A 24,226-nucleotide genomic window follows, 5' to 3' on the forward strand; every position below is an offset into this window, starting at 1 on the left:
CCCTGTTTGCTTAACCGGCATGCCCATGACCGATATGCTCCTCACTCTTTTCAGCGCCGCCCTGATCAGCAACTTCGTGCTGCCGCTGGCTGTCGACCCGCTGTTCGCCGCCAGATCACGCTCGCAGGTTCACGCGCTGGGACTTGCCACCACGGTGTTGATGGTGCTTAGCGGTGTACTCAGCTATCTGTTGGATTACTACGTTCTGCAACCGCTGGCGCTGACCGCATTACGACTGCTCGTATTTCTGCCGCTGACTGCACTGCTGATTCGTCCCGTGCTCATCCTGCTGACCCGCCTGCGCCCGACAATGCCGTCTGACGGGCTGTGGCTATTGCTGCTCGGCAATGCGGGTGTGTTGGGGGTGGTGCTGGTGGGCACTCTCAACGGTAAAGGCCTGCTCCATATGATCGCACTGAGCCTGGGCGCCGGCCTCGGCTTCTGGCTGGTGTTGAGCCTGTTCAGCGACCTGCGCCAGCGCATCGCCGAAAATGATATCCCCCTGCCCTTTCGCGGCCTGCCGGTGGAACTGATCAGCGCCGGGCTGATGGCGGTGGCTTTCCTGGGTTTCAACGCAATGATCAAAGCATGAGCCTGATGCAACGTATCGACGCACTGCTGCCGCAGACCCAATGCGGCAAGTGCGGGCACCCTGGGTGCAAGCCTTACGCCGAGAGCATCGCCCAGGGCGAGGCGATCAACAAGTGCCCTCCAGGTGGGCAGGAGACTATCGCAGGCCTGGCGCAATTGCTGAGCGTGCCTGTGCTGGAGCTGGACACCAGTCGCGGCGAAGCTCCAGCGCAGATTGCCTATATCCGCGAGGCCGAGTGCATCGGGTGTACCAAATGCATCCAGGCCTGCCCGGTGGATGCCATTGTTGGCGCGGCGAAGCTGATGCACACCGTCATCATCGACGAATGCACCGGATGCGACCTGTGCGTTGCGCCCTGCCCGGTCGATTGCATCGAGATGCGCCCGCTGACCAATGGGCTATCGATCGTTGGTGACCTGGCAGCCAACGAAGACGAGCGCCGTGAGCGCGGTTTCAAACGCGACCGTGCCCGGCGACGCTTTGAACAGCGCAATGCGCGCCTGCAACGGGAAGAAGAACGCAGGACTGCCGAACGCTTGGCACGGACCCAGCGCTCAGCCCCCGTGCAGGCCCAGCAACTTGACGCCGCGCAGGCCGCCCGGGATGCAGCGGTGAAAAAAGCCAAGATCAATGTGGCGATGAGCCGCGCCCAGCTGCATAAATCCTTGAAGGCATTTGGGCATCCGCCGACCTTCGAGCAGCAGTCCCAGCTGATCGTCCTGCAACAACAGTTCGAGGCCGCAGAGCACGCATTGGCCGCCCTGGACCAGAACAACACATCCGCGAAACCGCTGCCCGCCGCCAACAACGCCGACCTCAAGCGCGCCAAAATTCAACTGGCGATGCGCCGCGCCGAGCTGAAAAAAGCCCAGGATCAACAGGTTGATCCGCAACAATTGGCCGATGCGCAACATAAGCTCGATGAAGCACAGCGCCAGGTGGACGCCCATGGCGCCTGACGCGCAACAGGCATTGAAGCGCGTGCTAGTGGCAACGCTACCGGGTGTGGCCGTGATGTGTTTTTTCTACGGTTGGGGTGTACTGGTCAACTTGTTGCTGGCGGCAGCATGCGCGCTGTTGGTTGACTCGGCGGTACACCGTCTACGCGGGCAACGACTCCGCGACTTGAGCAGCTTGGTCAGCGCGACCCTGCTGGGCCTGGCATTGCCGCCTTACTGCCCCTGGTGGCTGTGTGTGACGGCGGTCGCCAGTGGCTTGCTGGTGGGCAAGCACCTGTATGGCGGCCATCGCAACCCGTTCAACCCGGCCATGGTGGGGTATGCGCTAATGCTGGTGGTTTTCCCACAGCCCATGACCCAATGGCCTGCGGCGCATGGGCTGGACCTGCTGACCGGTGCACAACACATAGTGGGCCTGCATGACGGCGCGCCCGACGCCTGGGCCCAAGCCACCGTCCTGGATACCCTGCGCATCAACCAGAGCCTGACCATCAACGAGCTGTTTGCCGCAAACCCGGCCTTCGGTTATTTCGGCGGCAAAGGCAGTGAATGGGTGGGCCTGGCATATCTGGCAGGCGGCCTCTTGCTGTTACGTCAACGGGTATTCAGCTGGCATGCGCCGGTGGGCATGCTGGGCAGCCTCTTTGTGCTCAGCTTGCTGTGTTGGAATGGCTCGGGGTCCGACTCCAACGGCTCGCCGCTGCTTCATCTGCTGAGCGGTGCCACCCTGCTTGGCGCCTTCTTTATCGTCACAGAACCCGTCTCCGGCCCCAAAAGCCCCAGGGCACGACTACTGTTTGGGGCGGGCGTAGGGCTGCTGACTTATCTGATTCGGACGTGGGGCGGCTACCCGGACGGTGTAGCCTTTGCCGTGCTGCTGATGAACCTGGCCGTGCCTGCGCTGGAACGGCTGGCAGCGTCGAAACAAACCGTGGTGGAGCCATGAAGGGTTGGGCGCTCGTTGGGGCGGCTGCAATCCTGGGGGGTGCGCTGATCCTGGGCCTTCAATACCTGACCGTCGATTACGCAGCCCGCCAAACCCAGATGCAGCACGAGCAAGCCTTGCTCGACCTGCTCCCCAGCGCAAGCTACGACAACCACCCACTGGAACAGCCACTGGCAATCGATTCACAGCCACTGGCCAACAGCCAATTGCACGGCGGCTACCTGGCAACATCAGCCAACCAACCGAGTGCCGTATTGCTGCGACTGCAAGCCAACGGCTACGTCGGGCCGATTGAGCTGCTGATCGCCATCGGCAGCGATGGCAGATTGCTGGGGGTCAAAACGTTGCAGCAATCGGAAACACCCAGCCTTGGCGGCCATATCAGTGAGCCCGGTAATCCGTGGATGGAGGCGTTTAAACGGCGATCACAGGAGGACAGGGCACCGTTCGATCAAATGACCGGTGCCACTGTGACGTCCCGTGCAGTGATCAATGCGGTTCACGATGCGTTGCGCTATTTCGATGAGCATCGCCCGTCGCTGCTGGAGCCAGGCGTCCATGAATAGATCCTTCAACCTGGCCAACTCACTGATGCTCGCACCGCTGATCGGGGTGACTGACACACTGGCCAAGGCCTTGAGTTTCTTAGGACTGTCAGCTTTGATCGTGATGCTTTACGGGCTTGCGATGCACGGCATGCGCCGACGCCTCAGTACCCAATCACAACTGATCGCCAGTATTATCCTGGCCGCGACGCTGATCAGTTGTGTGCAGGTGCTGTTGCAGGCTTTTGCGCTACCGCTGCATCAACAGTTGGGGATTTATCTCGCCCTGATCTGTGTGCAGTGCGTGTTGCTTGAGCATTCAGGCTTTTTCGACCCGGGCCAGAACAAGGCGAGATTGCAACTGTTCGGCCTGTTTGGCGCATTACTGATCATCCTGGGGTTGTTACGGCCCATCACCGGCACCACATTGATGCCTGTCGGGTTTATCCTGCTTGGGTTACTGCTCGCTGGATTCCAGGCCTGGACCCACTATTCGAAACTACGCTGACTGCCTGCAAGGAACCCACCGCCCCATGAACGCCGCAAAACGCCTGGAAATTTTCCGCAGGCTTCACGAAGACAATCCGGAACCCAAGACCGAACTGGCCTACTCCTCGCCGTTCGAGTTACTGATTGCGGTGATCCTGTCGGCCCAATCCACAGACGTCGGCGTCAACAAGGCCACGGCCAAGCTATATCCCGTGGCAAACACGCCAGAAGCGATTTATGCCCTGGGTGTGGACGGGTTGTCGGAGTACATCAAGACCATCGGCCTGTACAACAGCAAGGCCAAGAATGTGATCGAGACCTGCCGCTTGCTGATAGAACGGCATGACAGCGAAGTGCCGCAAACGCGCGAAGCGCTGGAAGCCCTGCCGGGGGTGGGCCGCAAAACCGCCAACGTGGTGCTCAACACCGCATTCAGGCAGCTGACCATGGCCGTGGACACCCACATTTTCCGGGTCAGTAATCGAACCGGTATTGCCCGCGGCAAGAACGTGGTTGAAGTGGAAAAGCAGCTGATGAAGTTTGTGCCCAAGCCATTCCTGCTCGACTCCCACCATTGGCTGATCCTTCACGGACGCTACGTTTGCCAGGCCCGCAAGCCGCGCTGCGGCAGCTGCCGCATTGAAGACCTGTGCGAATACAAGGAAAAGACGTCGGACGATTGAGGGTTCATTGGTTTTCTCGATCAGTCGATTGAAAAAATCTTTTTTACCCATTCATGGATTATCGTTATAAGGAGCGCCAACGGCAGTCTTACTCCGGAGTTAACGTTATGAGCACTGACAAAGAACAGTTGGATGTGGAAGACGACCTCGTTGAGTCGGAGGACGATGGCGCAGAAGCACCTGTGGCAGAGGTGGCCAAGACCAACCTGAGCAAACGCCGCACTATCGACAACCTTCTGGAAGAACGACGCTTGCAAAAACAACTGGCCGACTACGATTTCGACCTCTGATCAAGCGGTCGACAGCCGGAAGCCTCCCTGACGGAGGCTTTTTTCTGCCGGTTACGCGGCCTCTGTGCAGTATTGTGCCCTCACCTATACCAAGCCGTTACGCTGGGCCAACTCGATCAGGTCCACCAGAGAGCGGGCATTGAGCTTGAGCAGCAGCCGAGTCTTGTAGGTGCTGACGGTCTTGTTGCTGAGAAACATGCCGTCGGCAATCTCCTTGTTGGTTCTGCCCCGAGCTAATTGCTGCAACACCATCATCTCCCGGCCCGACAGACGTTCGACCATATCGGCCTCACTGGCATTGCCCATGCTGGAGCGTACCGAATTGAGCGCCTGGTTTGGAAAGTAGCTATAGCCTGACAAAACCGCCTTGATCGCACTCAGCAACTCGGTCAGGTCCTGTTGTTTGCACACATAGCCGGCGGCGCCCGCCTGCATGCAACGCATGGAAAAGTGCCCTGGGGCCTGGGACGTGAGCACCAGCACCTTGAACGGTACAGCCTGCTTGGTAGACGAAAGCCGGCAAATAACTTCCAGGCCATCGAGTTTGGGAATCCCAATATCCAGTATGACAATGTCCGGCATATGCTCCCGCGCAAGTTGCAACGCATCGACACCGTTATTGGTCTCGGCAACGACCTCATAACCATGACGCTCCATTAGCATACGCACAGCAAGACGAATGACGGGATGATCATCTACGATCAGCACTTTATTCATGAGAAAGTCCAATTTCGCTGTTCGAATTATTTAGAGCAAACACAATAGCCTAGTCGTTTCCTAGTTGGCATAGCGTTCCCCCCCGAGCAACAGCAAGCAGAGACGCACCCCACAGCGATAAAGGAAATGCCCTACAAAAAAACACCGATTCGGATGTTTCTAGTTTTATAGAGCCTTTCAGAACTTTCCGGGGCCTCACATATTTTGAGTGAATTTTCCAGAGCATCCAGGGGATAAGGTAAACGTGCCGCACACCACTATCAGGAAATGCCCCTTGCCTGCCGCCTACAGGCGCTGGAGCCGGCAGAGAAAAATCGATAGTTTCAGTTCCATTTAACATATTTACTTACATCCTTATTTCCTACAGAACTTTGAGCTTCTTACATACTCCTCGCACCTACATGAGTGAATTATCTGTAAGACTAGTTCCTACGCGAATGTAAAAAATCATTCCTGCCTACAAAAAATCGCAAATACCCCACAACAACCAACAAAAAACCAGTGAATCACTAAGTGTTAACACTAATTAAACAAAATTAAACAACACGGACTTAACTCAAGTTTTCAGGCAAAAAAAATGGCCCCTTGAACAAGGGGCCATTCTTCACAACCGGCTAAATACTCAGAACAACGAGCGACCTTTATTGGCGGCAATGCGCATGCGCAATGCGTTCAACTTGATAAAGCCTGCTGCGTCCGCCTGGTTGTAGGCGCCGCCATCTTCTTCGAAGGTGGCGATGTTGGCGTCGAACAGCGAGTCATCGGACTTGCGACCGGTAACGATCACATTGCCCTTGTACAGCTTCAGGCGCACAACGCCGTTCACGTGGGCCTGGGAAGCGTCGATCATCTGTTGCAGCATCAGACGCTCAGGGCTCCACCAGTAGCCGGTATAGATCAGGCTGGCATACTTGGGCATCAGCTCGTCTTTGAGGTGAGCCACTTCACGGTCCAGGGTGATGGACTCGATGGCGCGGTGAGCACGCAGCATGATGGTGCCGCCCGGGGTTTCGTAGCAGCCCCGGGACTTCATGCCCACATAGCGGTTTTCAACGATATCGAGGCGGCCGATACCGTGTTCGCCGCCGATACGGTTCAGGGTCGCCAATACGGTGGCCGGGGTCATTTCGACGCCGTCCAGCGCGACGATGTCGCCGTTGCGGTAGGTCAGTTCCAGGTACTGCGGCTTGTCTGGAGCGTTCTCCGGGGAGACGGTCCATTTCCACATGTCTTCTTCGTGCTCGGTCCAGGTGTCTTCCAGCACGCCGCCTTCATAGGAAATGTGCAGCAGGTTGGCGTCCATCGAGTACGGGGACTTCTTCTTGCCATGACGCTCGATCGGGATCGCGTGCTTTTCAGCGTAATCCATCAGCTTTTCACGGGACAGCAGGTCCCATTCACGCCAAGGGGCAATCACTTTCACGCCGGGCTTGAGCGCGTAGGCACCCAGTTCGAAACGCACCTGGTCGTTGCCCTTGCCGGTAGCGCCATGGGAAATGGCATCAGCGCCGGTTTCGTTGGCGATTTCGATCAGGCGCTTGGCGATCAGCGGACGTGCGATGGAAGTACCCAGCAGGTACTCGCCTTCGTAGACGGTGTTGGCGCGAAACATCGGGAAGACGAAATCGCGGACGAACTCTTCGCGCAGGTCGTCAATGTAGATCTCTTTCACGCCCATGGCTTGCGCCTTGGCACGTGCAGGTTCGACCTCTTCGCCCTGACCCAGGTCAGCGGTGAAGGTCACCACTTCACAGTTATAAGTATCCTGCAGCCACTTGAGGATCACCGAAGTGTCCAGGCCGCCGGAATACGCGAGAACGACCTTGTTTACGTCGGCCATGCCATCACTCCACGGGGTTGTACGGAAAGGCGTCGATTCTACCGATCAAAACCGTGGATTTACAGGGGCGCGACAGCAAATGAAGATAAAGCGACAGATTATGTCGAGCGAGCGACCGATGGTCGCAGGTTACGACGTGTGCGCAGGGTTGCTCGGGCCAGTGGCCTGGGGGGCGGGCTTCTCGGGGGCAGCCACACGCTCGAGCTGAATATTCACACGGCGGTTACGGGCCCGGTTGGCGGCATTGGTGTTGGGCGCCAAGGGGTAACTTTCGCCATGGAAACGCAGGGTGATCTGGGATTCCTGGATACCGTTGGCCTTGAAGTAGTCCATCACCGCCAGCGCGCGACGGCGTGAAACATCACGGTTGCTCAGGCGATTGCCGCTGTTATCCGAGTGGCCGTTCAACTCGATATGGTTGACGGTAGGGTCCGCCTTCATGAATTCGAGAATCACCGCCAGCTTCTGTTTCGCCGCAGCGTCCAGCTCGATACCGCCACCGGGGAAGCCCACTTCGGTCTGCTTGACCTGGTCGTAATTCATCGGCAGCAACTTGGCCGTGCACAGCTGATAGTCGCTATAGGCCTTGTTGAATTTCACCGGCAGCAGGCGAATCTCTGAATAGCCGCCCTCGCGTCCGTAGTGCCGCACGGTGGGCGAGCGTCCATCGAGCAAACCGTTGAACAGACGCCCGGCCTGGGCCTGAGAGCTGTTGAACAACACATCACCGCTGCCGGCACGTACGGCACCGAGATTGATGTCACCCCGACCCGGCTGCCACGGGGCCGCGGCGGCCAACAAGGTGGCCGATCCTGCGCCCAGCGATCCGTTATAGGCTTTCAGACGAAACGTCGCCTGCTCGCCGGCCCGGCGCACGAACTCACCCGAACCGAAGTCGGTGATCGGTTGGGTCAAGCGGCACTCGAACTTATCCCCCTCCACCTTCCACTCAATGTTCTCCAGACGTGTCTGGAACGTGAGGGCCATAGCAGGCAGGCTGGCGAACACACTGAGCAGGGCTAGATAATGCTGGCGCACGGGAGGCTCCACTGGTTTCTACAACACTTCAAAGCGTCATACATCGATAAGGCATACGAAAGGCTATCGGATGCATCCTGCAAAACTTGATAGCGAGTGCCTGCAAGAGTCTTTTCCGGTAGCATTCCCACCAGATTGACCCGCCTGGAATCCCCAATGTCCGACCGCCTGACCCTGCTGCGTCCCGACGACTGGCATATTCATCTTCGCGATGGTGCTGCGTTGCCCCACACCGTGGCCGATGTATCGCGCACGTTTGGCCGCGCCATCATCATGCCTAACCTGGTACCACCGGTGCGTAACGCCGCCGAAGCCGACGCCTATCGCCAGCGCATCCTCGCTGCACGGCCGGCCGACAGCCGCTTCGAACCGTTGATGGTGCTCTACCTCACCGACCGCACCCAGCCCTCTGAGATTCGCGAGGCCAAGGCCAGCGGTTACGTGCACGCCGCCAAGCTGTACCCGGCCGGCGCAACCACCAACTCCGATTCCGGCGTGACCAGTATCGACAAGATCCTGCCGGCCATCGAAGCCATGGCCGAAGTCGGCATGCCACTGCTGATCCACGGTGAAGTCACCCGTGGCGATGTGGACGTGTTCGATCGCGAGAAGATCTTCATCGACGAGCACATGCGCCGCGTGGTCGAGCTGTTCCCGACCCTCAAGGTGGTGTTCGAACACATCACCACGGCCGATGCCGTGCAGTTCGTCACCGAGGCCTCGGCCAACGTCGGCGCGACCATCACCGCCCATCACCTGCTGTACAACCGCAACCACATGCTGGTGGGCGGGATCCGGCCGCACTTCTATTGCCTGCCGATCCTCAAGCGCAACACCCACCAGGTGGCCCTGCTGGATGCCGCGACCAGCGGTAATCCGAAGTTCTTCCTCGGCACCGACTCCGCGCCCCACGCTCAGCACGCCAAGGAAGCCGCATGCGGCTGTGCCGGTTGCTACACCGCGTTTGCCGCCATCGAGTTGTATGCCGAAGCGTTCGAGCAGCGCAACGCCCTGGATAAACTCGAAGGCTTCGCCAGTCTCAACGGCCCGCGTTTCTACGGCCTGCCCGCGAATACCGACCGTATCACCCTGGTCCGTGAAGACTGGACCGCCCCTGCCAGCCTGCCATTTGGCGAGCTGACCGTTATCCCGCTGCGCGCCGGTGAAACACTGCGCTGGCGCCTGCTGGAGGAAAGCAAGTGAGTGAAGACCATTACGATGACGACCAGGAACACGTTGGCGGTGGTGGTGGTTCGCGCCACCCGATGGCCGAACGTTTCCGCGGCTATCTGCCTGTCGTTATCGACGTAGAAACCGGCGGCTTCAATTGCGCCACCGATGCACTGCTGGAAATCGCCGCAACGACTATCGGCATGGACGAACAGGGCTTTGTCTACCCGGAACATACCCACTTCTTCCGCGTCGAGCCGTTTGAAGGGGCCAATATCGAAGCGGCAGCCCTGGAATTCACCGGAATCAAGCTGGATCACCCCCTGCGCATGGCCGTCAGCGAAGAGGCGGCACTGACCGACATCTTCCGTGGCGTACGCAAGGCCTTGAAGGCCAATGGCTGCAAGCGCGCGATCCTGGTCGGGCATAACAGCAGCTTCGACCTGGGCTTCCTCAACGCCGCCGTGACGCGGCTGGACATGAAGCGTAACCCGTTCCACCCATTCTCCAGTTTCGACACCGCCACACTCGCCGGCCTGGCCTACGGTCAGACCGTATTGGCCAAAGCCTGCCAGGCGGCCGGTATCGACTTCGATGGTCGCGAAGCCCACTCGGCCCGCTACGACACCGAGAAGACCGCCGAGCTGTTCTGCGGCATCGTCAACCGCTGGAAACAAATGGGCGGCTGGGAAGACTTCGGCGACTGAGGTCAAATCCCGCGCATGAAAAAACCGGCCTTTTCAGGCCGGTTTTTTTTACCTCGAGCCTGGCTTACAGCTTGCCGGCGTTCTCGGTCAGGTAAGCCGCGACGCCTTCTGGAGAAGCGTTCATGCCTTTGTCGCCTTTTTTCCAGTTGGCAGGGCAGACTTCACCGTGCTCTTCGTGGAATTGCAGGGCGTCAACCAGACGGATCAGCTCTTCCATGTTACGGCCCAGCGGCAGGTCGTTGATGATCTGCGAGCGCACAACACCCTTGTCGTCGATCAGGAACGCACCACGGAACGCCACGCCGCCTTCGGACTCAACGTCGTAGGCCTTGGCAATATCGTGCTTCATGTCAGCAGCCATGGTGTATTTGACTTTGCCGATGCCGCCATCGTTGATGGCAGTGTTACGCCAGGCGTTGTGGGTGAAATGGGAGTCGATGGAAACCGCGACCACTTCAACGTTACGTGCCTTGAAATCGTCCATGCGGTGGTCCAGAGCGATCAGCTCCGAAGGGCAGACGAAGGTGAAGTCCAGCGGGTAGAAGAACACCAGGCCGTATTTGCCTTTGATGGCTTCAGACAGCTTGAAGCTGTCAACGATTTCACCATTGCCGAGCACGGCAGGTACGTCGAAATCCGGGGCTTGTTTGCCGACGAGTACGCTCATTGGGTATCTCCTGATGTAAGGGTGACGATTGAAGTAAAAGGACCGGCCTTGAGTCTGCCGCATTCAAGCGACAGCCCTGTGACGCAGTCACGCTTCGTGAAGACCGACCATGATACACTGAAAAAACCGTTCGTCAGCGTGAGGGCGGTGCAGGCAAATACCCTACGAATCTACTTTGACAATCATTCTCGTTAACATTAAGATCCATCGCACTTAAGCCTTAAACCCGCGACGGTTCTCCCTTATGTATGTGTGCCTGTGTACCGGCGTCACCGACGGACAAATCCGCGAAGCAATCTATGAAGGTTGCTGCAGCTACAAGGAAGTACGTGAAACCACCGGCGTTGCCAGTCAATGTGGTAAATGTGCTTGCCTCGCCAAGCAAGTGGTACGGGAAACCCTGACTCAGCTGCAAACAGCCCAGGCCGCACGTCCCTACCTAGCAGAATTTACACACGCATAATTCGCGTGTTTTAAAGAACCGGACTTAGCGTCCGGTTTTTTTATGCCCGCAATTCAATTAGTTAGCGCGAAGACGCGGAACACAAACATTCTTATTCCGATTAATTTTCATTTATTATTCAATAACTTAGGTTTGACACTAGGGAGTTGGCCGCTCAAACTCCGCCCTATACACAGCTATTACAGGGCAGGACCCCAGTCATGAAAGGCGACATCTCAGTCATCCAGCAACTCAACAAAATCCTTGCCAATGAACTGGTCGCGATCAATCAGTACTTTCTGCATGCACGCATGTATGACGATTGGGGCCTGGAAAAGCTCGGCAAGCGTGAATACAAAGAATCCATCAAGGCCATGAAGGACGCCGACGCGCTGATCAAGCGCATCCTGTTCCTCGAAGGCCTGCCGAACGTACAGGACCTGGGCAAGCTGAACATCGGCGAGCACACCCAGGAAATGATCGGCAGCGACCTGGGCTTTGAACGCAAGAGCCACAGCGACCTCAAGGCTGCCATCGCTCACTGTGAGACCAAAGGCGACTTCGGCAGCCGCGAGCTGCTGGAAGACATCCTGGAAGACCAGGAAGAACATATCGACTGGCTGGAAACCCAACTGGGCCTGATCGACAAAGTCAGCCTGGAAAACTACCTGCAATCGCAGATGGGTGAATAACCCCGTCGTTCACAGGTACAAAAAAGCCCCGCTCTCTCACGAGAAGCGGGGCTTTTTATTACAGGCGAATCACGCGTCGGTCTTGGCCGCCGCATTTGCCGCTGCATCCTTGATCAACGCTTGCAACGAACCATCAGTTGCCATTTCAGTGATGATATCGCTACCGCCGACCAGCTCACCAGCAACCCATAGTTGTGGGAAAGTAGGCCAGTTGGCGTACTTCGGCAGATTGGCGCGGATTTCCGGGTTTTGCAGGATATCCACGTAAGCGAACTTCTCGCCACACTGCATCACAGCCTGGGAAGCCTTCGCGGAGAAACCGCACTGAGGAGCGTTAGGTGCGCCCTTCATGTAAAGCAGAATGGTGTTGTTGGCAATCTGCTCTTTGATCGTTTCGATGATATCCATGGAACACCTCGGCTGGAACTTTGCGACTCACAGGTCGGCACGGTGGCGCATTGTAACGCAAAATTCCAATGCGGTGCTCGGGCTCCTTATGCGGCAGCGACTTGGACCGGTACGCCATTCAACGCTGCATTGCCCGATAACTCGTCCAATTGCCGCTCGTCGGTCAAGTCATTCGCGCTCGCCCCCGGCTGCCCGCTGGCGATGCTCATCTGGACGCCCGGACGCCCATGACCCCAACCATGGGGCAGGCTGACCACGCCGGGCATCATGTCCAGGCTGGCGACCACCTCCACCTCGATCATGCCGATACGTGAACTGACGCGCACCCGCTGCCCATCTGCCAGCTGGCGACTGGCCAGGTCGTCGGGATGCATATGCAACTGGTGCCGAGGCTTACCCTTCACCAGCCGGTGATAGTTATGCATCCAGGAATTATTACTGCGCACGTGACGACGACCGATCAGCAGCAACTCGTCAGCCACAGGCATCGGCTGCGCCGCAAAGCGCGCCAGATCCGCCAGAATCACTGCCGGTGCCGCATGCACCTTGCCGTCCAGGGTTTTCAAACGCGCGGCAAGATTGGGCTTGAGCGGCCCCAGGTCCATGCCATGGGGATGATCCGCCAGCTTCGCCACCGACAACTTATGGCTCGACGCATCACCATAAGCGCCGGCGCGTAGGCCGAAGTCGATCATTTGCGCAGGTGGCATGGTGGGCTTGAGCGCCATACCGGTCTGCGCAGCGAATGCCGTGGCGAGGCCGACAAAAATCTCCCAGTCATGCAGCGCCCCTTCAGGCTTGGGCAGAATCGCGCGATTGAAACGCGTGACATTGCGCACGGCGAACATATTGAACGTAGTGTCGTAATGGTCGTTTTCCAGTGCCGAAGTGGACGGCAGGATCAGATCGGCATAACGCGTGGTCTCGTTGATATAGAGGTCGACGCTGACCATGAACTCCAAGCCGTCCAGCGCCTGCTCCAACTGGCGACCATTGGGCGTCGACAGCACCGGGTTGCCCGCCACCGTCACCAGCGCGCGGATCTGTCCTTCGCCGCCGGTGAGCATTTCTTCAGCCAACGCAGACACTGGCAACTCGCCGCCGTACTCCGGACGCCCGGACACGCGACTCTGCCAGCGATTGAAATGCCCGCCACCGGTGGACGCAACCAAGTCCACCGCCGGACTGGTGCATAACGCACCGCCCTCGCGGTCAAGGTTGCCTGTGACCAGGTTGATCAACTGCACCAACCAATGACACAGCGTGCCGAACGCCTGGGTCGAAACCCCCATACGCCCGTAACACACGGCTTTATCCGCAGCAGCGAAGTCCCGCGCCAACTGGCGGATCTGCCCGGCAGGCACTGCACACTGGCGGCTCATGGCTTCGGCGGTAAAACCGGCAATTGCACGACGCACATCCTCAAGGCCTTCTACCGGCAAGTGACTGTCACGCGTGAGGTTCTCGGTAAACAGCGTGTTAAGTACCCCGAACAGCAGCGCTGCATCCCCCCCAGGCCGCACGAACAGGTGCTGATCAGCGATCGCCGCCGTCTCACTGCGCCGGGGATCGACCACCACCACTTTGCCACCCCGGGCCTGGATGGCCTTGAGGCGCTTCTCCACATCCGGCACGGTCATGATGCTGCCGTTGGAGGCCAGCGGGTTGCCGCCCAGGATCAGCATGAAGTCGGTGTGGTCGATGTCCGGAATCGGCAGCAACAGGCCATGGCCGTACATCAGGTGGCTGGTGAGGTGATGAGGCAGCTGGTCAACGGAGGTGGCAGAAAACCGATTGCGCGTCTTGAGCTGGCCCAGGAAGTAGTTGCTGTGGGTCATCAGCCCATAGTTGTGCACGCTGGGGTTGCCCTGATACACCGCCACCGCATTCTGCCCATGCCGCGCCTGGATGCCCGCCAGCCGCTCGGCGACCAGGGCAAACGCCTCATCCCACGGGATTGGCTGCCATTCGCTGCCCACCCGCAACATGGGCTGGTGCAGGCGGTCAGGATCATTCTGGATGTCCTGCAACGCCACTGCCTTCGGGCAGATGTGACCACGGCTGAAGCTGTCCAGCGCGTCGCCCTTGATCGAGGTGATCGCGAGGCTGCCGTCTTCGGCTTGGGTGGTTTCCAGGGTCAGGCCACAAATGGCCTCACACAGATGACATGCACGGTGGTGGAGAGTCTTGGTCATGGCCAGTCTCTTTATTGGGCTTTGGCCTGACTATGGGCCGTGACCATGACAGGCACCAGCATCGTTCGTCCTGTGAATCGACAGCCATCAAGCCAGACCATAAGCAAGCATGAGCAAATGTTACAGAACCTGTAATCAACCTCTGAAACCGACGTAGCCTGGCCCAAGCCCGCCCCCGCGCATTGCAAAAGGTTGCGGCGTCGGTGTACAAATGGCCCGCTGCTGTCTGGAAATCGTCTTCAAAAGCGCTAGCGCGCCCGTCTGAACACCCGTAAAAACCGTAGCCCTATTGGTAAGACGCGACATTTAATTATAAGATCGCGCCTTCCCCTATTTCGTCGCCCCGTGCGGCTTTCGCCGCAGGTCTCGCCCGTTGTCACAATAAACAAGGCTTTGAGTATCTGCGGTCTGTTGCAAAAAGGTAGTTAATGATGAGCGCAAGGCACTTTCTCTCCCTGATGGATTGCACGCCCGAAGAGCTGGTCAGCGTGATCCGTCGAGGCATTGAGCTTAAAGACCTGCGTAACCGCGGCGTACTGTTCGAGCCTTTGAAAAACCGCGTGCTTGGGATGATTTTCGAGAAGTCGTCGACCCGCACTCGCCTGTCCTTCGAAGCCGGCATGATCCAGCTGGGAGGCCAGGCCATCTTCCTGTCGCCGCGAGACACCCAGCTGGGTCGTGGCGAGCCGATCAGCGATTGCGCGATCGTCATGTCGCGCATGCTCGATGCGGTGATGATCCGCACCTTTGCCCACAGCACCCTGACCGAATTCGCCGCCAACTCGCGCGTGCCGGTGATCAACGGCCTGTCCGATGACCTGCACCCGTGCCAGTTGCTGGCCGACATGCAGACCTTCCTTGAGCACCGTGGCTCGATCCAGGGCAAGACCGTGGCCTGGATCGGTGACGGCAACAACATGTGCAACAGCTATATAGAAGCGGCGATTCAGTTCGACTTCCACCTGCGCATTGCCTGCCCGGAAGGCTTCGAGCCGGCCGCCGAGTTCCTGGCCAAGGCCGATGGCCGTGTGCAAATCCTGCGCGATCCAAAGGATGCAGTGATCGGCGCTCACCTGGTCAGCACTGACGTCTGGACCTCCATGGGCCAGGAAGACGAAACCGCCAAGCGCCTGGCCCTGTTTGCACCTTTCCAGGTGACCCGTGCCCTGCTCGACCTGGCCGCGCCGGACGTGCTGTTCATGCACTGTCTGCCGGCCCACCGTGGCGAAGAAATCAGCCTCGACCTGCTCGACGACCCACGCTCCGTGGCCTGGGACCAAGCCGAAAACCGCCTGCACGCACAAAAGGCCCTGCTCGAGTTTCTCGTCGAACCGGCGTACCACCACGCATGAGCCAGCCATTACTGCTGAACTTGCGAAATCTGGCATGCGGCTACCAGGATCAACGGGTGGTGCAGAACCTCAATCTGCACCTCAACGCGGGCGATATCGGTTGCCTGCTGGGCTCTTCGGGCTGTGGCAAAACCACGACCTTGCGCGCGATTGCCGGTTTTGAGCCGGTGCACGAAGGCGAAATCAGCCTCGCGGGCGAAGTCATCTCCAGCGCCGGCTTCACCCTGGCGCCGGAGAAACGTCGCATCGGCATGGTGTTCCAGGACTACGCGCTGTTTCCCCATCTCAGCGTGGCCGACAACATTGCCTTCGGCATTCGTAAGCACGCGCAAAAAGACCGTGTGGTCGCCGAACTGCTGGAACTGGTCAACCTCAAGGGCCTGGGCAAGCGTTTCCCTCACGAACTGTCGGGCGGCCAGCAGCAACGCGTCGCCCTCGCCCGCGCCCTGGCGCCGGAGCCACAACTGTTGCTGCTGGACGAACCGTTCTCCAACCTCGACGGCGAACTGCGGCGCAAGCTCAGCCACGAGGTGCGCGACATCCTCAAGGCACGGGGCACCAGTGCGATTTTGGTCACCCATGACCAGGAAGAGGCGTTCGCCGTGAGTGATCACGTCGGGGTGTTCAAGGAAGGCCGCCTGGAGCAGTGGGATACGCCCTACAACCTCTATCACGAACCGCTGACGCCTTATGTCGCCAGCTTTATCGGCCAGGGTTATTTCATTCGTGGTCAGTTGAGTTCGCCCGAGTCCGTCCACACTGAACTGGGTGACTTGCGCGGCAACCGCGCCTACACCTGGCCTACGGGTGGTGCGGTGGACGTCTTGCTACGCCCGGACGACATCGTCTATGCGCCGGACAGCCCCTTGAAAGCGCGGATCGTTGGCAAGACCTTCCTCGGTGCATCGACCCTGTACCGCCTGCAACTGCCGACCGGCGCGCAGCTGGAATCGATTTTCCCGAGCCATGCCGACCATCAGGTGGGCGCCGAGGTGGGCATTCGCGTAGCCGCTGAGCATTTAGTGCTGTTCCAGGCGTCAGGCAGCGTCGCGGCGCAGGTGCCTCGATCCGAGTCCGGCGTACGGCGCTACAGCCCGGCTGGCTGAGTTGATCAACGTGTGGGAGGGGGCTTGCCCCCGATAGCGGTGGGTCAGCCAGCTTATCCATACCTGACCCACCGCTATCGGTCCATACCTGACCCACCGCTATCGGGGGCAAGCCCCCTCCCACATTGATTCTCCAGCATACCGGGATTACACCCGGCCAATTTCTGCGAATTGGGCCTGGGTATGTTCCGCCAACACCGCGGCGGACAACTCCACTTCCAGCCCCCGTCTCCCCGCACTCACAAAAATTGTCGCAAACGGCTGCGCCGTCACGTCGATAAATGTGCGCAAACGCTTCTTCTGCCCCAATGGGCTGATACCTCCCAGCAGGTAACCGGTGGAACGTTGCGCCGCCGCCGGATCAGCCATTTCGACTTTTTTCACCCCGGCCGCGTGAGCCAGGGCCTTGAGGTCCAGACTTCCGACGACCGGCACCACAGCCACCAATAATTCGCCTTTTTCGCTGCTGGCCAGCAAGGTCTTGAACACCTGCGCCGGGTCGAGGCCCAATTTTTCTGCGGCCTCCAGGCCATACGAGGCCGCCTTGGGGTCGTGTTCATAACTGTGGATGCGATGTTCGGCGCGAACTTTTTTCAACAAATCCAATGCGGGGGTCATGACCTCTCCGGGCGTGGCAAACAGATGGCCAATTCTAGGCCAAGCCCGCACAAAACGCTCTAGTCCGCCCTCCCCGCCAACAATACTTAAGGGAGGAAGCATGATCATTCATCAAACCAATAGTTCGAAAGTGACCGATAGTTCACTTTCGACCTTTGACAGCCGTCATTCTTGTCTATATTTTTTCGTTTCCGAATACTGTAGGAATACACCTGCAGGGTTCCAGCAGTAAGCCGTGCCTTGGATGGGGATCCTCGTCACGGTGAAAATCGCGCAACCGCCCGTTGAGGCAGTGCGCCAGACAAGAACAACAATCGAGGTTTTCCATGACAACTGCTCTTCAACAGCCTTCACTTTCGAGCCAATGCATGGCCGAGTTCCTGGGGACTGCGCTTCTGATCTTCTTCGGTACAGGATGTGTCGCTGCGCTCAAGGTCGCGGGTGCCAGCTTTGGGTTATGGGAAATCAGCATCATCTGGGGGATAGGCGTCAGCATGGCGATCTACCTCAGCGCCGGTATTTCCGGGGCTCACCTCAACCCGGCGGTCAGTATCGCGCTGTGTATTTTTGCCGATTTCGACAAGCGCAAACTGCCGTTCTACATCCTGGCCCAAATTGCCGGAGCCTTCTGCTCGGCGGCACTGGTGTACACGCTCTACAGCAATCTCTTTTTCGATTACGAACAAACCCACCATCTGGTGCGCGGCACCCAGGCCAGCCTGGAATTGGCCTCGGTGTTCTCCACCTACCCCCATGCATTGCTGAGCACTGCACAGGCCTTCCTGGTGGAAATGGTCATTACCGCGATCCTCATGGGCGTGATCATGGCCCTCACCGATGACAACAACGGCCTGCCGCGCGGCCCACTGGCGCCCCTGTTGATCGGCCTGCTGATTGCGGTGATTGGCAGTGCCATGGGCCCATTGACCGGTTTTGCGATGAACCCGGCACGGGATTTCGGGCCCAAGCTGATGACCTTTTTTGCTGGCTGGGGTGAAATGGCCTTTACTGGCGGCCGCGATATTCCTTACTTCCTGGTTCCGATTTTCGCGCCGATTGTTGGCGCATGCCTCGGTGCTGCGGCCTATCGCGGGCTGATCGCCCGCCACTTGCCGAGCGCCGCACCTGCTATAGCTGAAACAACTGACACGGCTGTCAACGGCAAGACTCGTATTTCCTGAAAGCGCCAGCCTGGCCCTCTGCCCTTCGCGGCCCAGGCTGATTTCTGACTTCCTTATTTCCGTGCAAGGCAATCAATATGACCGACCTTCAGAATAAGAACTACATCATTGCCCTTGACCAGGGCACCACCAGTTCCCGGGCGATCATCTTCGATCGTGACGCCAACGTGGTCTGCACCGCCCAGCGTGAATTCACTCAGCACTACCCACAGCCTGGTTGGGTTGAACATGACCCGATGGAAATCTTCGCTACCCAGAGCGCGGTGATGGTCGAAGCCCTGGCACAAGCCGGCCTGCACCATGACCAAGTCGCCGCCATCGGTATCACCAACCAGCGTGAAACCACCGTGGTATGGGACAAGGTCACCGGCCGCCCGATCTACAACGCGATCGTCTGGCAGTGCCGCCGCAGCACCGAGATCTGCCAGCAGCTCAAGCGCGACGGCCACGAGCAATACATCAACGACACCACCGGTCTGGTCACCGACCCGTACTTTTCCGGCACCAAGCTCAAGTGGATCCTCGATAACGTCGAAGGCAGCCGCGAGCGCGCGCGCAACGGCGAACTGCTGTTCGGCACCGTCGACAGCTGGCTGATCTGGAAATTTACCGGCGGCAAGACCCACGTCACCGACTACACCAACGCCTCGCGCACCATGCTCTTCAACATCCACACCCTGGAGTGGGATGCGAAGATGCTGGAGATCCTCGACGTTCCGCGGGAAATGCTGCCGGAAGTGAAGTCGTCCTCGGAGATCTACGGCCGCACCAAAAGTGGCATCGCCATCGGCGGTATCGCCGGTGACCAACAGGCAGCGTTGTTCGGCCAGATGTGTGTGGAGGCCGGCCAGGCCAAGAACACCTACGGCACCGGCTGCTTCCTGCTGATGAACACCGGTGATAAAGCGGTGAAATCCAAGCACGGCATGCTCACCACCATCGCCTGTGGCCCGCGTGGCGAAGTGGCCTATGCGCTGGAAGGCGCGGTGTTCAACGGTGGTTCCACCGTGCAATGGCTGCGTGACGAGCTGAAAATCATCGCCGATGCCACCGACACCGAATACTTCGCCGGCAAGGTCAAGGACAGCAACGGCGTGTACCTGGTCCCGGCCTTCACGGGCCTGGGCGCCCCATACTGGGACCCGTATGCCCGTGGGGCACTGTTCGGCCTGACTCGTGGCGTACGCGTGGATCACATTATTCGTGCCGCCCTGGAGTCGATTGCCTACCAGACTCGCGACGTACTCGACGCCATGCAACAGGACTCGGGCGAACGCCTCAAGGCCCTGCGCGTGGACGGCGGCGCGGTGGCCAACAACTTCCTGATGCAATTCCAGGCCGACATCCTCGGTACCCAGGTCGAACGTCCGCAAATGCGTGAAACCACGGCACTCGGCGCCGCCTACCTGGCGGGCCTGGCCTGTGGCTTCTGGGGCAGCCTGGACGAACTGCGCGGCAAGGCCGTGATCGAGCGCGAATTCGAACCTCAACTGGAAGAAACCGCCAAAGAGAAACTCTACGCCGGCTGGCAAAAAGCGGTGAGCCGCACCCGTGACTGGGAACCGCACGAAGGCGCCGAATAAGCCACGCGCCGGCCCCATATTGGGTTGTAACTGGCAGGGAGCAGATTCCTGCGTCATCATGGGCCACTTTTGTATGGCAGCCCAAAGGACGCCCCATGAATCTGCCTCCCCGCCAGCAACAAATCCTCGAACTGGTCCGCGAACGCGGCTACGTCAGTATCGAGGAAATGGCGCAGCTATTCGTTGTCACCCCGCAAACCATCCGCCGCGACATCAACCAGCTGGCGGATGCCAATCTGCTGCGCCGCTACCACGGCGGCGCGGCCTATGACTCGAGTGTCGAGAACACCGCGTACGCCATGCGTGCCGACCAGATGCGCGATGAGAAACAACGCATCGGCGAAGCCATCGCGGCACAAATTCCCGATCACGCCTCGTTGTTCATCAATATCGGCACCACCACCGAATCCATCGCCCGTGCGCTGCTCAACCACAACCACCTGAAAATCATCACCAACAACCTCAACGTCGCCACCATGCTCAGTGCCAAGGACGACTTCGATGTGTTGCTGACCGGCGGCAATGTGCGCCGTGACGGCGGCGTGGTGGGTCAGGCCAGTGTCGACTTCATCAACCAGTTCAAGGTCGACTTCGCGTTGGTGGGCATCAGTGGCATCGACGAGGACGGCAGCCTGCTGGACTTCGACTACCAGGAAGTCCGGGTTTCGCAGGCGATCATCGCCAATGCGCGCCAAGTGATCCTGGCGGCGGACTCCAGCAAGTTCGGGCGCAATGCGATGATTCGACTGGGGCCGATCAGCCTGGTGGACTGTCTGGTGACGGATCAGGAGCCGGTGCCCGCCTTGGTGCAGTTGTTGAATCAGCACAAGGTTCGTCTGGAAGTCGTATAGCGTCTGCACTGACGCATCGGGGGCGACGATTCGACTTACCCCCGATGGCGATTTATCCAGCGCCTTTTTCTCGAGCCTTGCCCAGGCTTATGTTCACAATTCTTCCTTTCCTAGCCCTTCGATGAGTTTTTTCAATCGAAGTTGGCTGGCTGTGCCCGCGTTTATCAGCTACCATTTTCGAAAATGAACATTAATGTTCGAATTCCAATACGAAAAAGATCGCGAGGCCAGCCGATGAACCCTTCTACCTTGCCTGCTCCACCGCTTGCCGAAGTCTATGACGTTGCCGTAATCGGTGGCGGGATCAATGGCGTCGGCATTGCAGCAGACGCAGCCGGTCGCGGTCTGTCGGTATTCCTTTGCGAAAAGGACGACCTGGCCAGCCACACCTCCTCCGCCAGCAGCAAGCTGATCCACGGTGGCCTGCGCTACCTCGAACATTACGAATTCCGCCTGGTACGCGAAGCCCTGGCCGAACGCGAAGTGCTGCTGGCCAAGGCCCCGCACATCGTCAAGCAGATGCGCTTCGTCCTGCCACACCGCCCGCACCTGCGCCCGGCATGGATGATCCGTGCCGGTCTGTTCCTGTATGACCACCTGGGCAAACGCGAGAAACTCGCCGGTTCCAAGAGCCTCAAGTTCGGCCCCGACAGCCCGCTGAAAAGCGAAATAACCAAAGGCTTCGAATACTCCGACTGCTGGGTCGATGACGCACGCCTGGTAGTACTCAACGCCATGGCTGCCCGTGAAAAGGGTGCCCACATCCACACCCAGACCCGTTGCATCAGCGCCCATCGCAGCAACGGCATGTGGGACATGAACATGGAACGCGCCGATGGCAGCCTGTTCTCGATCCGCGCCCGCGCGCTGGTGAACGCCGCCGGCCCATGGGTCGCCAAGTTCATCAAGGACGACCTGAAGCTGGACTCGCCGTACGGCATCCGCCTGATCCAGGGCAGCCACCTGATCGTGCCGAAACTGTATGAAGGCGCGCACGCGCACATTCTGCAGAACGAAGACCAGCGTATCGTCTTCACCATTCCGTACCTGAACCACCTGACCATCATCGGCACCACCGACCGCGAATACACCGGCGACCCGGCGAAAGTGGCGATCACCGAAGGTGAAACCGACTACATGCTCAAGGTGGTCAATGCGCACTTCAAGAAACAGCTGAGCCGCGACGACATCGTCCACACCTACTCGGGTGTGCGCCCGCTGTGCAACGACGAGTCGGATAACCCGTCGGCCATTACCCGCGACTACACCCTGTCGCTGTCCGGTGGCGCAGGCGAGGCGCCGATCCTGTCGGTGTTCGGCGGTAAGCTGACCACCTATCGCAAGCTTGCAGAATCGGCGATGGCGCAACTGGCCCCGTACTTCACGCAGATGCGTCCCAGCTGGACCGCCACCGCCAGCCTGCCCGGCGGCGAGGACATGACCACGCCAGAAGCCCTGGCCGAGGCCATTCGCAGCAAATTCGCCTGGTTGCCGAGCGAGATTGCACGCCGCTGGTCCACCACCTATGGCAGCCGCACCTGGCGCCTGCTGGAAGGCGTGCAATCGCTGGCTGACCTGGGCGAACACCTGGGTGGCGGCCTGTACACCCGCGAGGTCGATTACCTGTGTACTGAAGAATGGGCAAGCCAGCCCCAGGACGTGCTGTGGCGCCGGACCAAACTCGGCCTGTTCACCACCCCGCAGGAACAGGACAACGTGCAACGCTACCTGTCCAAGGTTGAGCAGAGCCGCAGCAAGATCGAAGCGGCCTGACAGGCCCGTCGTACAAAAGCCCCTGCGCCGTAAGGCCCAGGGGCTTTTTTATACCGGCGTTGGCATTCGGTTTTCCGAACAGCAAAGCCAATCCTATTCGGTTTGCCGGATCAAACAGATACATATTTACCGCCACACAGAATTAATCTTTATATAAATCAAATTGTTAACCTTTTACTTCTGGTCTGGCACGACTCATGCTCTACACTCCTAGACGATTGCCTGAGACGCCTCAGGAGCCGTCACGGGCATTCGCTGCACAAGAGAGCCGCCTAGCCGGCTTCATAAAAAAAACAAATGTCGAGGAAGTATTGATGCGCATCGTTCCCCATATCCTGGGCGCAGCTATCGCTGCTGCTCTGATCAGCACTCCAGTTTTTGCCGCCGAACTCACCGGCACACTGAAGAAAATCAACGACTCCGGCACCATCACCCTCGGGCACCGCGACAGTTCCATTCCGTTTTCCTACATTGCGGATGGCTCGGGCAAACCGGTGGGCTACTCCCACGACATTCAGCTGGCCATCGTTGAAGCCCTGAAAAAAGACCTGAACAAACCCGATCTGCAGGCCAAGTACAACCTCGTCACCTCGCAGACCCGTATTCCGCTGGTCCAGAACGGCACCGTCGACATCGAGTGCGGTTCCACCACCAACAACGCCGAACGCGCCCAGCAAGTCGCCTTCACCACCAACATCTTCGAAATCGGCACTCGCCTGCTGGTCAAGAAAGACAAGGAAGGCAAGCCTAGCTACGCCGACTTCGCCGACCTGAAAGGCAAGAACGTCGTCACCACCGCCGGCACCACATCCGAGCGCATCATCAAGGCGATGAACGCTGACAAGCAGATGGGCATGAACGTCATCTCCGCCAAAGACCACGGCGAGTCCTTCCAGATGCTGGAAAGCGGCCGTGCCGTAGCCTTCATGATGGACGACGCCCTGTTGGCCGGCGAAGAAGCCAAGGCCAAGAAGCCGGACGACTGGGTCATCACCGGTACTCCACAGTCCTTCGAAGCCTACGCGTGCATGGTTCGCAAAGAAGACCCCGCCTTCAAGAAAGCGGTAGATGACGCCATCGCTGGCCTGTATAAATCCGGCGAAATAAACAAGATCTACGCCAAGTGGTTCGAAAGCCCGATCCCACCAAAAAACCTGAACCTGAACTTCCCAATGAGCGACAAGGTTAAGGAACTGATCAAGAACCCGACTGACAAGCCGGCGCCTGACGTAAAAATCTGATTCCTGACTAACCTTATCTCCTGAGAGAGCCAACCCTCTCTCAGGCGTCTGTTACTACCTGCTGGCTATATATTTTGGAACACTCGACCTGGCGGTTTTCGAGCCGATCGCGTGTGCCTGGCGTTCATCGTCAGGCGGGAA

General features: G+C 58.8%; 25 protein-coding genes. 18 read left to right on the plus strand and 7 right to left on the minus strand.

Annotated features, from left to right (window positions below):
- Positions 1 to 25 precede the first annotated feature (25 nt).
- The 7 genes from AB1462_RS01120 (at position 26) to AB1462_RS01150 (ending at position 4,504) form a co-directional block, all read left to right on the plus strand.
- On the plus strand, positions 26 to 592 hold the full coding sequence (locus AB1462_RS01120) for an Rnf-Nqr domain containing protein (protein WP_367245999.1): 567 nt from the start codon (positions 26 to 28) through the stop codon (positions 590 to 592).
- Complete coding sequence (gene rsxB, locus AB1462_RS01125; RefSeq protein WP_090408766.1) at positions 589 to 1,551, plus strand: electron transport complex subunit RsxB; 963 nt, start codon at positions 589 to 591, stop codon at positions 1,549 to 1,551. The genes AB1462_RS01120 and rsxB overlap by 4 nt, the downstream gene beginning before the upstream one ends.
- On the plus strand, positions 1,541 to 2,497 hold the full coding sequence (locus tag AB1462_RS01130; protein ID WP_315335522.1) for an RnfABCDGE type electron transport complex subunit D: 957 nt from the start codon (positions 1,541 to 1,543) through the stop codon (positions 2,495 to 2,497). The genes rsxB and AB1462_RS01130 overlap by 11 nt, the downstream gene beginning before the upstream one ends.
- Positions 2,494 to 3,063: an RnfABCDGE type electron transport complex subunit G gene (locus AB1462_RS01135; protein WP_315335523.1), complete on the plus strand. Its 570-nt coding sequence runs from the start codon at positions 2,494 to 2,496 to the stop codon at positions 3,061 to 3,063. The genes AB1462_RS01130 and AB1462_RS01135 overlap by 4 nt, the downstream gene beginning before the upstream one ends.
- A complete protein-coding gene (locus tag AB1462_RS01140) occupies positions 3,056 to 3,550 on the plus strand; it encodes an Rnf-Nqr domain containing protein (protein WP_090408773.1) in 495 nt (164 codons plus the stop codon). The genes AB1462_RS01135 and AB1462_RS01140 overlap by 8 nt, the downstream gene beginning before the upstream one ends.
- Positions 3,551 to 3,575: 25 nt before the next feature.
- A complete protein-coding gene (gene nth / locus AB1462_RS01145; protein ID WP_315335524.1) occupies positions 3,576 to 4,214 on the plus strand; it encodes an endonuclease III in 639 nt (212 codons plus the stop codon).
- A gap of 107 nt (positions 4,215 to 4,321) precedes the next feature.
- Positions 4,322 to 4,504 (plus strand): PA3496 family putative envelope integrity protein, encoded by a 183-nt coding sequence (locus AB1462_RS01150; protein ID WP_090408779.1) that lies wholly within the window; start codon positions 4,322 to 4,324, stop codon positions 4,502 to 4,504.
- 84 nt (positions 4,505 to 4,588) lie between these two features.
- Here the strand turns inward: AB1462_RS01150 and AB1462_RS01155 are convergent, their stop codons facing one another.
- The 3 genes from AB1462_RS01155 to AB1462_RS01165 all read right to left on the minus strand — a co-directional run bounded on the left by AB1462_RS01155 (position 4,589) and on the right by AB1462_RS01165 (position 8,099).
- Positions 4,589 to 5,221 (minus strand): response regulator transcription factor, encoded by a 633-nt coding sequence (locus AB1462_RS01155; protein WP_090408782.1) that lies wholly within the window; start codon positions 5,219 to 5,221, stop codon positions 4,589 to 4,591.
- Positions 5,222 to 5,843: 622 nt separating this feature from the next.
- A complete protein-coding gene (locus AB1462_RS01160; RefSeq protein WP_012722490.1) occupies positions 5,844 to 7,061 on the minus strand; it encodes an argininosuccinate synthase in 1,218 nt (405 codons plus the stop codon).
- 129 nt (positions 7,062 to 7,190) lie between these two features.
- Entirely contained in the window at positions 7,191 to 8,099 is a 909-nt protein-coding gene (locus AB1462_RS01165; protein WP_053133441.1) for an OmpA family protein, read from the minus strand.
- Positions 8,100 to 8,255: 156 nt separating this feature from the next.
- Here AB1462_RS01165 and pyrC point away from each other — a divergent pair, with 156 nt between their 5' ends.
- Together pyrC and rnt are read left to right on the plus strand one after the other, a co-directional pair.
- On the plus strand, positions 8,256 to 9,302 hold the full coding sequence (pyrC, locus tag AB1462_RS01170) for a dihydroorotase (RefSeq protein WP_090408784.1): 1,047 nt from the start codon (positions 8,256 to 8,258) through the stop codon (positions 9,300 to 9,302).
- Positions 9,299 to 9,976 (plus strand): ribonuclease T, encoded by a 678-nt coding sequence (gene rnt, locus AB1462_RS01175; protein ID WP_090408787.1) that lies wholly within the window; start codon positions 9,299 to 9,301, stop codon positions 9,974 to 9,976. Before pyrC ends, rnt begins: the two co-directional genes overlap by 4 nt.
- 64 nt (positions 9,977 to 10,040) lie before the next feature.
- On the opposite strand, the gene AB1462_RS01180 is transcribed toward rnt, so the two are convergent.
- Entirely contained in the window at positions 10,041 to 10,643 is a 603-nt protein-coding gene (locus AB1462_RS01180) for a peroxiredoxin (RefSeq protein WP_003172097.1), read from the minus strand.
- Between the two features lie 244 nt (positions 10,644 to 10,887).
- Here AB1462_RS01180 and AB1462_RS01185 point away from each other — a divergent pair, with 244 nt between their 5' ends.
- Together AB1462_RS01185 and bfr are read left to right on the plus strand one after the other, a co-directional pair.
- A complete protein-coding gene (locus AB1462_RS01185; RefSeq protein WP_090408790.1) occupies positions 10,888 to 11,106 on the plus strand; it encodes a bacterioferritin-associated ferredoxin in 219 nt (72 codons plus the stop codon).
- 200 nt (positions 11,107 to 11,306) lie between these two features.
- Complete coding sequence (gene bfr / locus AB1462_RS01190; protein WP_090408793.1) at positions 11,307 to 11,777, plus strand: bacterioferritin; 471 nt, start codon at positions 11,307 to 11,309, stop codon at positions 11,775 to 11,777.
- 69 nt (positions 11,778 to 11,846) lie between these two features.
- On the opposite strand, the gene grxD is transcribed toward bfr, so the two are convergent.
- On the minus strand, positions 11,847 to 12,185 hold the full coding sequence (gene grxD, locus AB1462_RS01195) for a Grx4 family monothiol glutaredoxin (protein ID WP_090408796.1): 339 nt from the start codon (positions 12,183 to 12,185) through the stop codon (positions 11,847 to 11,849).
- An 86-nt stretch (positions 12,186 to 12,271) separates the two neighbouring features.
- Entirely contained in the window at positions 12,272 to 14,380 is a 2,109-nt protein-coding gene (locus AB1462_RS01200) for a molybdopterin oxidoreductase family protein (RefSeq protein ID WP_367246003.1), read from the minus strand.
- 431 nt (positions 14,381 to 14,811) lie between these two features.
- Between AB1462_RS01200 and argF the strand changes: the two genes are divergently transcribed.
- Positions 14,812 to 15,732 carry an ornithine carbamoyltransferase gene (argF, locus tag AB1462_RS01205; RefSeq protein ID WP_090408807.1) on the plus strand — a complete coding sequence of 307 codons (921 nt, stop codon included), beginning with the start codon at positions 14,812 to 14,814 and terminating at the stop codon, positions 15,730 to 15,732.
- Entirely contained in the window at positions 15,729 to 16,838 is a 1,110-nt protein-coding gene (locus tag AB1462_RS01210) for an ABC transporter ATP-binding protein (protein WP_090408811.1), read from the plus strand. The genes argF and AB1462_RS01210 overlap by 4 nt, the downstream gene beginning before the upstream one ends.
- Before the next feature lie 147 nt (positions 16,839 to 16,985).
- Here AB1462_RS01210 and ybaK read toward each other — a convergent pair whose 3' ends face one another.
- A complete protein-coding gene (gene ybaK, locus AB1462_RS01215; protein WP_090408814.1) occupies positions 16,986 to 17,456 on the minus strand; it encodes a Cys-tRNA(Pro) deacylase in 471 nt (156 codons plus the stop codon).
- A 326-nt stretch (positions 17,457 to 17,782) separates the two neighbouring features.
- Here ybaK and AB1462_RS01220 point away from each other — a divergent pair, with 326 nt between their 5' ends.
- The 5 genes from AB1462_RS01220 to AB1462_RS01240 all read left to right on the plus strand — a co-directional run bounded on the left by AB1462_RS01220 (position 17,783) and on the right by AB1462_RS01240 (position 24,085).
- Positions 17,783 to 18,637 carry an MIP/aquaporin family protein gene (locus AB1462_RS01220; protein ID WP_027604596.1) on the plus strand — a complete coding sequence of 285 codons (855 nt, stop codon included), beginning with the start codon at positions 17,783 to 17,785 and terminating at the stop codon, positions 18,635 to 18,637.
- A 77-nt stretch (positions 18,638 to 18,714) separates the two neighbouring features.
- Positions 18,715 to 20,220, plus strand: coding sequence for a glycerol kinase GlpK (gene glpK, locus AB1462_RS01225; RefSeq protein ID WP_090408817.1), 1,506 nt, complete (start codon positions 18,715 to 18,717; stop codon positions 20,218 to 20,220).
- 95 nt (positions 20,221 to 20,315) lie between these two features.
- Entirely contained in the window at positions 20,316 to 21,071 is a 756-nt protein-coding gene (locus AB1462_RS01230) for a DeoR/GlpR family transcriptional regulator (protein ID WP_027604598.1), read from the plus strand.
- Between the two features lie 234 nt (positions 21,072 to 21,305).
- The gene (gene glpD / locus AB1462_RS01235) at positions 21,306 to 22,844 is read left to right on the plus strand and encodes a glycerol-3-phosphate dehydrogenase (RefSeq protein WP_367246006.1); all 1,539 of its coding nucleotides are present in this window, start codon (positions 21,306 to 21,308) and stop codon (positions 22,842 to 22,844) included.
- A gap of 314 nt (positions 22,845 to 23,158) precedes the next feature.
- A complete protein-coding gene (locus tag AB1462_RS01240; RefSeq protein WP_090408822.1) occupies positions 23,159 to 24,085 on the plus strand; it encodes a glutamate/aspartate ABC transporter substrate-binding protein in 927 nt (308 codons plus the stop codon).
- The last annotated feature ends 141 nt before the right edge of the window (positions 24,086 to 24,226 follow it).

Origin of the sequence: Pseudomonas sp. SB113, from assembly GCF_040754745.1 — a bacterium.
Lineage (GTDB): Bacteria > Pseudomonadota > Gammaproteobacteria > Pseudomonadales > Pseudomonadaceae > Aquipseudomonas > Aquipseudomonas grimontii.